Genomic DNA, 11,820 nt, shown 5'->3' on the forward strand with positions numbered 1-11,820 from the left:
AAGCACCCCACACACCCATGACTGTCACGCAGGAACAGGCCACCTGGTTCGCCGACGCGTTCGGCAAGCTCGTCGGCAACGTCGAGCAGGCCATCCTCGGCAAGGAGCACGTCATCAAGCTCGTCGTCACGGCCATGCTCTCGGAGGGCCACGTGCTCCTCGAGGACTACCCGGGCACCGGCAAGACCGTGCTCGCCAAGGCCCTCGCGAACACGCTCGACGGCACGAGCTCGCGGATCCAGTTCACGCCCGACCTCCTGCCGTCCGACGTCACCGGTGTGACGATCTACGACCAGGGCAAGGGGATCTTCGAGTTCCACAAGGGACCGATCTTCGCCTCGATCGTGCTCGCGGACGAGATCAACCGTGCCTCGCCGAAGACGCAGTCGGCGCTCCTCGAGGTCATGGAGGAGGGCATCGTCACCATCGACGGCACGAGCTACGAGGCCGGCCAGCCCTTCATGGTCATCGCGACGCAGAATCCGATCGAACAGGCCGGCACGTACAAGCTGCCCGAGGCCCAGCTCGACCGGTTCCTCATCAAGACGACGCTCGGCTACCCCGACCGCCAGACCTCCGTGAACCTGCTGCTCGACGCCTCCAACCGGGCACGCGCGACGAAGGTGCAACCGATCATCGCCTCCAGCGCGGTCATCACCATGGCGCAGCTCGCCACCGAGGTGCACGTCGACGGCAGCATCCTCGAGTACGTCGCCGACGTCGTCGCGGCGACACGGGACGACCAGGACGTTGCGCTCGGCGTGAGCATGCGTGGTGCCCTCGCCCTCGTGCGCGCCGTCAAGACCTGGGCGATCTCGCAGGGACGCACCTATGTCACCCCCGACGACGTCAACGACCTCGCGCAGGCCGTCCTCGCGCACCGCATCATCATCGACCCCGAGTCCGACTTCGCCGGCGTGACCGCGCAGGATGTCGTCGCCCGGGTCCTCGTCAGCATCGCTCCGCCGGCGTACCGCGCAGCATGAGCGAGACCCTCGAGCAGCGCGCCGCCGCCGCGTCGGACGGATCCGATCCGGTCCGCACGGCGTCGGTCGGCGCGCCTGCCGAGGCGGGCCCAGAGGGTCGCGATGCGCATGTCGACGGTGCGCCGGCCCCCGCTCGACGGCCGAACCCGTTCCGCAGCGCGCTCGGGGCGTCAGTGCCGTCGTCGTGCCCTGGGCCAGGGTCGCTTGGACCGCGGCGCAACCCGTGCTCGCTGTGGTCAGCGGTCTCGGCTGGGTCGTGCTCGCGATCGGCGTCATCGCCACCGTCGCCGGCTTCATCCTGGGGTGGGCGGAACTCGTCTTCCTCGGCTTCGTGCCGTTGGCCGCGTTGCTGGCCTCCGTCGCGTACCTCTTCGGGCGGTCGACCTTCCGCATCTCCATCCACTTGAACCCCAGCCGGGTCACCGTCGGGGAGCGCGCGATCGGGCAGGTCCTCATCGCCAACCCCGGCAACCGCGCCACGACGCCCACGCGCCTCGAGGTCCCCGTGGGCTACGGCCTCGCGGAGTTCGCCATCCCGGCGATCCCGAAGGACGGCGAGCACGAGGAGCTGTTCGCCGTCCCGACAAACCGGCGAGCCGTCATCCCGGCCGGGCCCGCCGTGTCGGTCCGCGGCGACCAGCTCGGGCTGTTGCGCCGCGAGGTGCGCTGGACGGAACCGGTCGAGCTCTTCGTGCACCCTGAGACGACGCGCCTCCATCCGACGGCCGCCGGTCTCATCCGCGACCTCGAGGGTCTCGTCACGAAGACCATCACGAACAACGACATCTCCTTCCACGCGCTCCGCGGGTACGTCCCCGGCGACGACCGCCGCTACATCCACTGGAAGTCCTCCGCGAAGACGGGCCAGCTCATGGTGCGGCAGTTCGAGGAGACGCGGCGGTCGCAGCTCACCATGGTGATGACGACCGACTCCCGCTACTACGCCGCCGACGAGGACGAGTTCGAGTTGGCCGTGTCGCTCACCGCGTCGATCGCGACCCAGGTGATCCTCGACCAGGTGCCGATCAGCGTCGTGACCGACCGGCTCGCGTTGCGGACCCACACCGTGACCTCCTTCCTCGACGACAGCTGCAGGCTGCAGCTCGCCGAGGGCACCTTCGACACCCCACGCACCTTCGCCCGGGAGACCACGAAGCGCCTGCCGGCACCGAGCGTCGTCATCATCGTCGCCGGTTCGCGACTCGAGGCACAGGAGTACCGGGGGATCCAACGCCTCTTCGGCCCCGACGTCAACGTGTTCGGCATCCGCGTCGAACGCGGTGCACGCGCCGGCATCAAGGACGTCGCCGGGATGAACGTCATGACGGTCGGGGCCCTGAGCGACCTCGCCAAGGTCATGTCGAGGGCCCTGTGAGCGGGGTCGACGAGCGCACGACGGTGCGCCCCGGACGCGTTCCCGCCGGCTCGGCCGCGGACGTCGACGTCCAGGGCATCGTCCCGACCTTCGTCGCGCCGTGGCCGTTGCCCGGCCGTTCCTGGATCGACCTCGCGGTCGTCTTCGTCCTCGCGGCCCTCGGCCTGCTCGGCTTCGGTGCGGCGCTCAGCGGCACCGGGTTCCTCCTCGCCGGTCTCGGTGGCCTCGCGCTCGGCATGGCGGTGGGCGTCGCCTCCCACGCCCTCCGGCTGAACGCCCTCCTGACCGGCCTCTCGACCGTCCTCGTCTTCTACGTCTTCGGCAGCGCCCTGGCGATGCCGTCGGTCGCGACGTTCGCGGTCCTCCCGAATCTGCGGACCCTCGGTGGGATCAGCATCGGCGCCGTGTTCGGGTGGAAGGACTTCGTCACCCTGCAGACCCCGCTGAGCGCGCCCGCGTACATCATGACCCTGCCCTACGTCGCGGGGATGCTCGTCGGGGTCGTCTCCGCCGTGCTCGCCGTCCGCTGGTTACCGCGGCGTCCGCAGGTCGCCGTGCGCTGTGCCATCCTGCTCGTCGGCCCGACCGTGCTGTACGCGCTCGGCGTCCTCCTCGGCACGCAGACGCCGTTCCTGGCGGCCGTCCGCGGGATCGCGTTCGCGCTCATCGCCCTCCTCTGGCTCGGGTGGCGGCCGGGTGCCGGTCGTGGCGAGAACGCTGCGGCGTCGACCACCGCCGTCCTCCGTCGCAAGAAGATCATCGGCACGGCCGTCCTCGCCGCCGTCGCGGTCGTCGCGGGCGGCGGCGCGGCCGTGGTCGCCTCACCGCCCACGGACTCCCGGTTCGTTCTCCGCGAGGTCGTCACCCCGCCGTTCGACCCACTGGAGTACCCGAGCCCGCTCGCCGGGTTCCGCGAGTACACGAAGGACCTCGCCGAGACGAAGCTCTTCACCGCCACCGGCCTCAAGCCGGGGGATCGGATCCGCCTGGCGGCCATGGACAGCTACGACGGACGCCTGTGGACCGTCTCCGGGCCCTCCACGGCGACCGACGGCTCCGGTGCCTTCGAACTCGTCGGCGACCACCTTCCCGGACCGCAGCTCATGACCCCGGGCAGCGAACGACAGGTGTCGATCGACATCACCGGCTACGACGACATCTGGGTCCCCAGCGTCGGGTACCCGAGCGCGCTCACCCTCGACGGCAAGGCGGCGGAGCGATCCGAGGACATCCGCTACAACGCCGAGAGTGGCGCGGCCGTCATCACCTCGGGCATCGGCACGGGCGACGACTACGAGGAGCGGACCACGACGCAGGCGGTCCCGAGCGACACAGCCCTCGCGACGACGCCGACCGCAGCGGTCGAGCTGCCACCCGTCACGAACATCCCCGACATCGTCGTCGCGAAGGCGTCGGAGTTCGTCGGCACCGAGACGACGCCGATGGGGCAGCTGCGCGCGATCGAGCAGAAGCTCCGCACCACCGGGTTCCTCAGCCACGGGCTCGCCTCGGACAGCTCGCCGTCGCGCGCCGGCCACGGTGCCGACCGGATGTCCGAGTTGTTCACCCGCACGCCGATGGTCGGCGACGAGGAGCAGTACGCGTCGGCGTTCGCCCTCATGGCCCGCTCGCTCGGCTACCCCGCGCGGGTCGTCATGGGCTTCGCGCCCGAGGTGACCGAGGGCCAGCGTTCGGTGCAGGTCGTCGGGGACGACGTCACGGCATGGGTCGAGGTTCCGTTCGAGGGCTACGGCTGGGTGGCGTTCTCACCGACCCCCGATGAGACCGAGATCCCGCAGGACCAGGACCCGAAGCCGAAGACCGAGCCGCAGCCGCAGGTGCGTCAGCCGCCGCGCAGCGACAACCTCGACGACAGCCTCCTCACCGAGGCGTCGATCGACGACGGCGACGACAAGGACAAGAACGACGGACTCGTGATCCCGGAGTGGGTGTGGTGGCTCGCGCTGATCGTGGGTGTCCCGGTGTCGCTGTACGGCATCCCGCTCCTCGCCATCACCGGCGCGAAGCGTCGACGGACGAAGCGTCGCCGCGCGGGCACTGGTGATCGCAGCGCCGCCGGTGCGTGGGACGAGCTGATCGACCGCTACGCCGAGCTCGGGTACACGGTGCCCCCGGCCGCCACGCGGTCGACCACGGCGTCCATGCTCGGTGCCCAGGAACCGGAGGGCGCGACCACGCTCATCGCGCTCGCGGGGACGACCGACGATGTCGTCTTCTCCGGTCGTGACGTGGACGACACGACGGCCGACGAGCTGTGGCAGCGGTCGGAGGCCGAGGCCTCCCGGGCACAGGGAGCGCTCGGTTGGTTCGCCCGCCAGCGGAGCCGGTTCCGCTACCGCGCGAAGCGCAGTCTCGTGAGTCGGCTGCAGCCGTCCGGTTCGCTCGCCCGTCGAGCAACACGCGACCAGCGCGCCGCCGGGCGCCGCTGAGGCCGATAGGACCGCCGAGGCGCTACCCTCGGTGAGTATGGAGCGCTCGCTCGAGACCAGCGTGAGCCAGGCCGTCGACGCCTGGCTCCGGTGGCTGCCGCGCTGGCACCCCGCCGCCCATCGCGGACGCACCCGGATCTGCCGCCGGTGCATCGGGTCGCCGATCCTGCGGGCGGCCGGCCTCGTCGACGACGTCCCGCACCAGGTGCAGCACGGCCTGGCCACCCGGATGAAGGCCCTCGTCGACCACGCGGTGGCGGAGTACACCGAGCGGAACCTCCCCGTCCTCCGCGCCGAACTGCGCGCGGCGGACCTGCGCGAGGCGCAGCGCGCCTACCGCCCGGGGGAGGGGCTCGACCCGGAGTTCGACGGGCTGCAGCTCGACCCCGACCCGGACCCCGAGCAGCCCTACCTCTTCACCCTCGCGGAGCTCGGCGAATCCCAGGCGAGGACCGTCCCGCCACCCCCGCCGTTGTCGGACGACGCGAAGGAGGCGCTGCGCACCGAGATCGCCCTCGCCGACCAGTGCGCGAACGAGACCGGGCGCCGCATCTGTGAACTCCTCGTCGGGCACCGCCTCGCCATCCACGACGCCGTGGAGCGGTACGTCGAACCGCAGGTCACCGCGCTCCTCGACGACCTCGCGCTGGAGCTGGATTCCCCCACCTCGCCCTGGTAGCCGTCGGGGTTCACCCGGACGCAGGAGGGGAGATCTCCCCATCGTGCTGTCCGACACCCGTCACTATACTTTCGAGCACTTGTCATCAGCACGATCCATGCTCATTGGGGGCGCAACACCATGACCGATCCCGGAGATCAGAACCCGCAGCAGCCCCAGTGGCAGCGACCGCCCGCTCAGCCCGACCCGCAGCAGGGGTGGCAGGGCAACGGCCCGCAGCAGTCGGGCTCAGGCCAGCAGCAGACGGGCCAGTACGGACAGCAGTCGCCGTACGGGCAGTCGCCGACGCAGCCGTCAGGGCAGTACGGGCAGCAGTCCGGCCAGTACGGTGAGCAGTCGTCCGGCCAGCAGAACCAGCAGACGGGCCAGTACGACCAGCAGACCGGTCAGTACAGCCAGCAGACCGGCCAGTACGGCCAGACGGCGCAGTACGGCCAGCAGCCGACCGAGCAGTTCGGTCAGCAGGGCACCGGTCAGTACGGACAGCAGCCCACGGGGCAGTACGGCCAGCAGCCCACCGAGCAGTACGGCCAGGCGCCCTACGCGCAGGGCGCCGGCGGGTACGGCGGCGGCCAGCAGCCGCCCAAGAAGAAGCTCTCGAAGAAGGGGCTCACCGGCATCATCGCCGGTGGGAGCGCCCTCCTCCTCATCATCGTCGGTGGCGTTGTCGGGGTCAGCGTCGGGAACGCCCTCCACGCCCCGGAGGTGACGGTCAAGAGCTACCTCGACGCCCTCAAGTCGGGCGACGCCGAACAGGCGCTCAAGCTCTCCGGTACCGAGGTGTCGGCGGCCGACGTGCTGCTGACCGACGACGCGTACAAGGCGGCGTCCGGCAAGGTCTCCGGCTACACGATCGGGAAGACGACGACCAGCGGGAACACCGCGACCGTCGAGGCCCGTCTCACCCAGGGTGGCGAGAGCGTCGACCAGGAGTTCACGCTCACCAAGGTCGGCAAGGACGCCGTGCTCTTCGACAAGTGGAAGCTCGAGGCACCCGAACTGAGCACGGTCCAGGTCGACGTGGTCGCCCCTGAGGACGCGGTCGCGACGGTCGGCGGCGTCGACCTCACCGATGTCGAACCGATCGCGGAGGGTTCGTACCAGCTGCGCGCCCTCCCGGGTACCTACGACGTCGCCCTCAGCGAGAGCGACTGGTACACCGCCGAGGCGACGACCACGACGGCCGTGGGCTTCGGTCAGGCCGCGGAACCCGCGACGCTCTCCGTCGCCCTCACCGACGCCGGGACGACCGCCGTCGAGGAGGCCGTCAACGCGTACATCGACGGCTGCGGTGCGGCGACGGAGCTCGCCCCGGAGGGGTGCCCCTTCGAGATCCGCAACGACACCGGCTTCACCCCCTCCGGCGTGACCTGGAAGTTCGACACGCGCCCGACCTTCACGGTCGGCGACTTCGCGGGCGGCGGCTGGACCGTCGACTCCGAGACCGTCGGACGCATGTCCATGACCTGCACGCTGACCGACCCGGCCACCGGCCAGACCGGCCCGGGCTACAGCATCAACCCCGTCGACTTCGTCGTCGGTGGCACGATCGAGGGCTTCACCGACGAGGGCGCGACCTTCGTCCCGTCCCCGTAGACGCCGAGCTGAACGGCCCCTGGGAGCGATGCTCCCAGGGGCCGTCATCGTTTGACCACAGCCTGTCCGCGGGCTAGTCTTGGTTGGGTGTGCGCGCTGTCGTGCGCTCTCGTGCTGTCCACGTTCTCCGGAGCCTGGCTCGGGGGAGTGGACAGCAGTCTTGCACCATCGGGTTGATCCCCGCCGGGCTGGTCCCGGTTGCAGATCGCCCCCACGGCATACCCACCACGAAAGCGACGCGCACTCGCGCGGCGCCGGTGGGTCCATACGACCTCGTGATCCGGGAGACCGGTCCACGAATGCTGCAGTACCACTGTCACCGTGCAGTCATCATCAAGGAGCAAGTAGTGCCAACCATTCAGCAGTTGGTTCGGAAGGGCCGCAGCCCCAAGGTCGTCAAGACCAAGGCGCCCGCCCTGAAGAGCAACCCCCAGCAGGCCGGCGTGTGCACCCGCGTGTACACCACCACCCCGAAGAAGCCGAACTCGGCGATGCGCAAGGTCGCCCGCGTGAAGCTGCGCAACGGCACCGAGGTCACCGCGTACATCCCCGGTGAGGGCCACAACCTCCAGGAGCACTCGCTGGTCCTGGTCCGTGGTGGTCGTGTGAAGGACCTCCCGGGTGTCCGTTACAAGATCGTCCGTGGCGCCCTCGACACGCAGGCCGTCAAGAACCGCAAGCAGGCTCGCAGCCGCTACGGCGCGAAGATGGAGAAGAAGTAATGCCTCGCAAGGGTCCAGCTCCGAAGCGTCCCGTCGTCGCCGATCCCGTCTACGGCGCCCCCATCGTCAGCCAGCTCGTCAACAAGATCCTGCTGGACGGCAAGAAGGGCCTCGCTGAGCGCATCGTCTACGACGCACTCGAAGGCGTCACCGCCAAGAACCAGGGCGACGCCGTCGTCACGCTCAAGAAGGCGCTCGACAACGTCCGCCCGACCCTCGAGGTGCGTTCGCGCCGCGTCGGTGGTTCCACCTACCAGGTGCCGGTCGAGGTCAAGCCTCACCGCGCCAACACCCTCGCCCTGCGCTGGCTTGTGAGCTACGCGAAGGGCCGCCGCGAGAAGACGATGACCGAGCGTCTCCAGAACGAGATCCTCGACGCATCGAACGGTCTCGGTGCAGCCGTCAAGCGTCGTGAAGACACGCACAAGATGGCCGAGTCGAACAAGGCGTTCGCGCACTACCGCTGGTAGTCGCCCGCCCGATGCGAGGGCGGGCGATCCGCCCGCCCTCGCACACCTGAGTGAATCAGCTCACCCCTACCTATCCCCGGAGGACCCCGTGGCACAAGACGTGCTCACCGACCTGAACAAGGTCCGCAACATCGGCATCATGGCCCACATCGATGCCGGCAAGACCACCACCACCGAGCGCATCCTGTTCTACACGGGCGTCAACCACAAGATCGGCGAGACCCACGACGGTGCGTCGACGATGGACTGGATGGCGCAGGAGCAGGAGCGCGGCATCACCATCACGTCCGCCGCGACGACCTGCTTCTGGAACAAGAACCAGATCAACATCATCGACACCCCCGGCCACGTCGACTTCACGGTCGAGGTCGAGCGTTCGCTCCGCGTCCTCGACGGCGCGGTCGCGGTGTTCGACGGCAAGGAGGGCGTCGAGCCCCAGTCCGAGACCGTCTGGCGTCAGGCCGACAAGTACGACGTCCCGCGCATCTGCTTCGTCAACAAGATGGACAAGCTCGGCGCCGACTTCTACTTCACCGTCGACACGATCATCAGCCGCCTCGGCGCGAAGCCGCTGGTCATCCAGCTGCCGATCGGTGCCGAGTCCAACTTCGAGGGCGTCGTCGACCTCGTCGAGATGCGTGCGCTCACCTGGCGCGGAGACGCCAAGGGTGACGTCGAGATGGGCGCCAAGTACGCCATCGAGGAGATCCCGGAAGACCTCAAGGAGAAGGCGGCCGAGTACCGCACCGCGCTCCTCGAGGCCGTCGCCGAGACCGACGACGCACTCATGGAGAAGTACTTCGGTGGCGAAGAGCTGACCGTCGCGGAGATCAAGGCCGCGATCCGTCACCTCACCATCACGAGCACCATGTACCCGGTCCTCTGTGGCTCCGCGTTCAAGAACCGCGGCGTCCAGCCGATGCTCGACGCCGTCATCGACTACCTCCCCTCCCCGCTCGACGTCCCGGCCATCGAGGCCCACGACGCGCGCGACGAGGAGAAGGTCGTGGAGCGTCACCCCGACTCGACCGAGCCCTTCACCGCGCTCGCGTTCAAGGTCGCGGTGCACCCGTTCTTCGGTCGCCTGACGTACGTCCGCGTCTACTCGGGTCGTCTCGACTCCGGTGCGCAGATCATCAACTCGACCAAGGGCAAGAAGGAGCGCATCGGGAAGATCTTCCAGATGCACGCCAACAAGGAGAACCCGGTCGACTTCGTCACCGCCGGTCACATCTACGCGGTCATCGGCCTGAAGGACACCACCACCGGTGACACCCTGTCCGACCCGCAGAACCAGGTCGTCCTCGAGTCGATGAGCTTCCCGGAGCCCGTCATCGAGGTCGCGATCGAGCCGAAGACCAAGGCCGACCAGGAGAAGCTGGGCACCGCGATCCAGAAGCTGGCCGAAGAGGACCCGACGTTCCGCACCGAGCAGAACACCGAGACCGGCCAGACGGTCATCAAGGGCATGGGCGAGCTCCATCTCGACATCCTCGTCGACCGCATGAAGCGCGAGTTCAACGTCGAGGCCAACGTCGGCAAGCCGCAGGTCGCGTACCGCGAGACCATCAAGCGCAAGGTCGAGAAGTACGGCTACACGCACAAGAAGCAGACCGGTGGTTCGGGTCAGTTCGCGAAGATCCAGTTCGATCTGGAGCCGATGGACGTCACTCCGGAGACGACCTACGAGTTCGTGAACGCCGTGACCGGTGGTCGCATCCCGCGCGAGTACATCCCGTCGATCGACGCCGGTTTCCAGGACGCCCTGCAGGTCGGTGGCCTCGCCGGCTACCCGGTCGTGGGTGTCAAGGCGATCATCACCGATGGTGCGGCGCACGACGTCGACTCCTCGGAGATGGCGTTCAAGATCGCCGGCTCGATGGGTCTCAAGGAGGCCTACTCGCGTGCCAACCCCGTCCTCCTCGAGCCGCTCATGGCGGTCGAGGTGCGTACTCCTGAGGAGTACATGGGCGACGTCATCGGAGACCTCAACTCGCGCCGTGGACAGATCCAGTCCATGGACGACGCCACCGGCGTCAAGGTCATCCGTGCCAACGTGCCGCTCTCCGAGATGTTCGGCTACATCGGCGACCTGCGGTCGAAGACCTCTGGTCGTGCCGTGTACTCGATGACGTTCGAGAGCTACGCGGAGGTCCCGAAGGCTGTCGCCGACGAGATCATCCAGAAGAACAAGGGCGAGTAGTCACTCACTCTCTCTTCACCGCGGTCCGGCCGGGTGTGCGAACACCCGGGCGGATCGCGTAACATGAATACACATCCCTGCAGTGCGTCGGGCATCGAATGGTGCCCGGCGTCCCGCACAACGTCCTGAGGAGGACTCACAGTGGCAAAGGCCAAGTTCGAGCGGACCAAGCCGCACGTCAACATCGGTACGATCGGTCACGTCGACCACGGCAAGACCACGCTCACCGCGGCGATCTCGAAGGTCCTGGCGGACAAGTTCCCGTCCGCGACCAACGTGCAGCGCGACTTCGCGTCGATCGACTCCGCGCCGGAAGAGCGTCAGCGTGGTATCACGATCAACATCTCGCACGTCGAGTACGAGACCCCGAAGCGCCACTACGCGCACGTCGACGCCCCCGGTCACGCCGACTACATCAAGAACATGATCACCGGTGCTGCGCAGATGGACGGCGCGATCCTGGTCGTCGCCGCCACTGACGGCCCGATGGCTCAGACGCGTGAGCACGTGCTGCTCGCCAAGCAGGTCGGCGTCCCCTACCTGCTCGTCGCGCTGAACAAGTCCGACATGGTCGACGACGAGGAGATCCTGGAGCTCGTCGAGCTCGAGGTCTCCGAGCTCCTCGCCTCGCAGGGCTTCGCTGAGGACGCACCGGTCGTCCGCGTCTCGGGCCTCAAGGCGCTCGAGGGCGACGAGAAGTGGGTGCAGAGCATCCTCGACCTCATGGACGCCGTGGACGCCAACGTCCCCGACCCCGTGCGCGACAAGGACAAGCCCTTCCTCATGCCGATCGAGGACGTCTTCACGATCACCGGTCGTGGAACCGTCGTCACGGGCCGCGCCGAGCGTGGCACGCTCGCGATCAACTCCGAGGTCGAGATCGTCGGCATCCGCCCGACGCAGAAGACGATCGTCACGGGTATCGAGATGTTCCACAAGCAGCTCGACGAGGCATGGGCCGGCGAGAACTGTGGTCTCCTGCTCCGTGGCACGAAGCGTGAAGACGTCGAGCGCGGCCAGGTCGTCGTGAAGCCGGGTTCGGTCACGCCGCACACGAACTTCGAGGGCACCGCGTACATCCTGTCCAAGGATGAGGGTGGGCGTCACAACCCGTTCTACGCGAACTACCGTCCGCAGTTCTACTTCCGCACCACCGACGTCACCGGCGTCATCACGCTGCCCGAGGGCACCGAGATGGTCATGCCCGGCGACACCACCGACATGACCGTTGAGCTGATCCAGCCCATCGCCATGGAGGTCGGCCTCGGCTACGCCATCCGCGAGGGTGGCCGCACCGTCGGCGCCGGCACCGTCACCAAGGTGCTCGCGTAAGCATCCA

The 11,820-nt window shown here is 68.4% G+C and carries 9 protein-coding genes; all 9 read left to right on the forward strand.

Annotated elements, in window-relative coordinates; genetic code table 11:
- Window positions 1–17: 17 nt before the first annotated feature.
- The 9 genes from FGL15_RS14225 (at window position 18) to tuf (ending at window position 11,813) form a co-directional block, all read left to right on the forward strand.
- Complete coding sequence (locus FGL15_RS14225) at window positions 18–986, forward strand: MoxR family ATPase (protein ID WP_085510244.1); 969 nt, start codon at window positions 18–20, stop codon at window positions 984–986.
- Between the two features lie 223 nt (window positions 987–1,209).
- Window positions 1,210–2,361: a DUF58 domain-containing protein gene (locus FGL15_RS14230; RefSeq protein WP_168223409.1), complete on the forward strand. Its 1,152-nt coding sequence runs from the start codon at window positions 1,210–1,212 to the stop codon at window positions 2,359–2,361.
- The gene (locus FGL15_RS14235; RefSeq protein WP_138946520.1) at window positions 2,358–4,811 is read left to right on the forward strand and encodes a transglutaminase-like domain-containing protein; all 2,454 of its coding nucleotides are present in this window, start codon (window positions 2,358–2,360) and stop codon (window positions 4,809–4,811) included. Before FGL15_RS14230 ends, FGL15_RS14235 begins: the two co-directional genes overlap by 4 nt.
- Before the next feature lie 37 nt (window positions 4,812–4,848).
- Window positions 4,849–5,490 (forward strand): spermidine/putrescine ABC transporter substrate-binding protein, encoded by a 642-nt coding sequence (locus FGL15_RS14240; protein WP_138946521.1) that lies wholly within the window; start codon window positions 4,849–4,851, stop codon window positions 5,488–5,490.
- A gap of 120 nt (window positions 5,491–5,610) precedes the next feature.
- Window positions 5,611–7,086, forward strand: a complete 1,476-nt coding sequence (locus FGL15_RS14245) for a hypothetical protein (protein ID WP_138946522.1) — start codon at window positions 5,611–5,613, stop codon at window positions 7,084–7,086.
- 347 nt (window positions 7,087–7,433) lie between these two features.
- On the forward strand, window positions 7,434–7,808 hold the full coding sequence (gene rpsL / locus FGL15_RS14250; RefSeq protein WP_056008169.1) for a 30S ribosomal protein S12: 375 nt from the start codon (window positions 7,434–7,436) through the stop codon (window positions 7,806–7,808).
- On the forward strand, window positions 7,808–8,278 hold the full coding sequence (rpsG, locus tag FGL15_RS14255; protein ID WP_064296707.1) for a 30S ribosomal protein S7: 471 nt from the start codon (window positions 7,808–7,810) through the stop codon (window positions 8,276–8,278). The genes rpsL and rpsG overlap by 1 nt, the downstream gene beginning before the upstream one ends.
- Window positions 8,279–8,366: 88 nt before the next feature.
- A complete protein-coding gene (gene fusA / locus FGL15_RS14260) occupies window positions 8,367–10,481 on the forward strand; it encodes an elongation factor G (RefSeq protein ID WP_079705261.1) in 2,115 nt (704 codons plus the stop codon).
- Window positions 10,482–10,622: 141 nt separating this feature from the next.
- Entirely contained in the window at window positions 10,623–11,813 is a 1,191-nt protein-coding gene (gene tuf / locus FGL15_RS14265; protein WP_064296705.1) for an elongation factor Tu, read from the forward strand.
- Window positions 11,814–11,820 lie beyond the last annotated feature (7 nt).

This window comes from Plantibacter sp. M259, assembly GCF_006065115.1.
GTDB classification, from domain to species: Bacteria; Actinomycetota; Actinomycetes; order Actinomycetales; family Microbacteriaceae; genus Plantibacter; species Plantibacter auratus.

Excerpts from the sequence above, each read along its gene's own strand:
- FGL15_RS14225 (WP_085510244.1), top strand. The coding sequence starts at position 18 with ATGACTGTCACGCAGGAACAGGCCACCTGGTTCGCCGACGCGTTCGGC.
- FGL15_RS14240 (WP_138946521.1), top strand. The coding sequence starts at position 4,849 with ATGGAGCGCTCGCTCGAGACCAGCGTGAGCCAGGCCGTCGACGCCTGG.
- FGL15_RS14245 (WP_138946522.1), top strand. The coding sequence starts at position 5,611 with ATGACCGATCCCGGAGATCAGAACCCGCAGCAGCCCCAGTGGCAGCGA.
- rpsG (WP_064296707.1), top strand. The coding sequence starts at position 7,808 with ATGCCTCGCAAGGGTCCAGCTCCGAAGCGTCCCGTCGTCGCCGATCCC.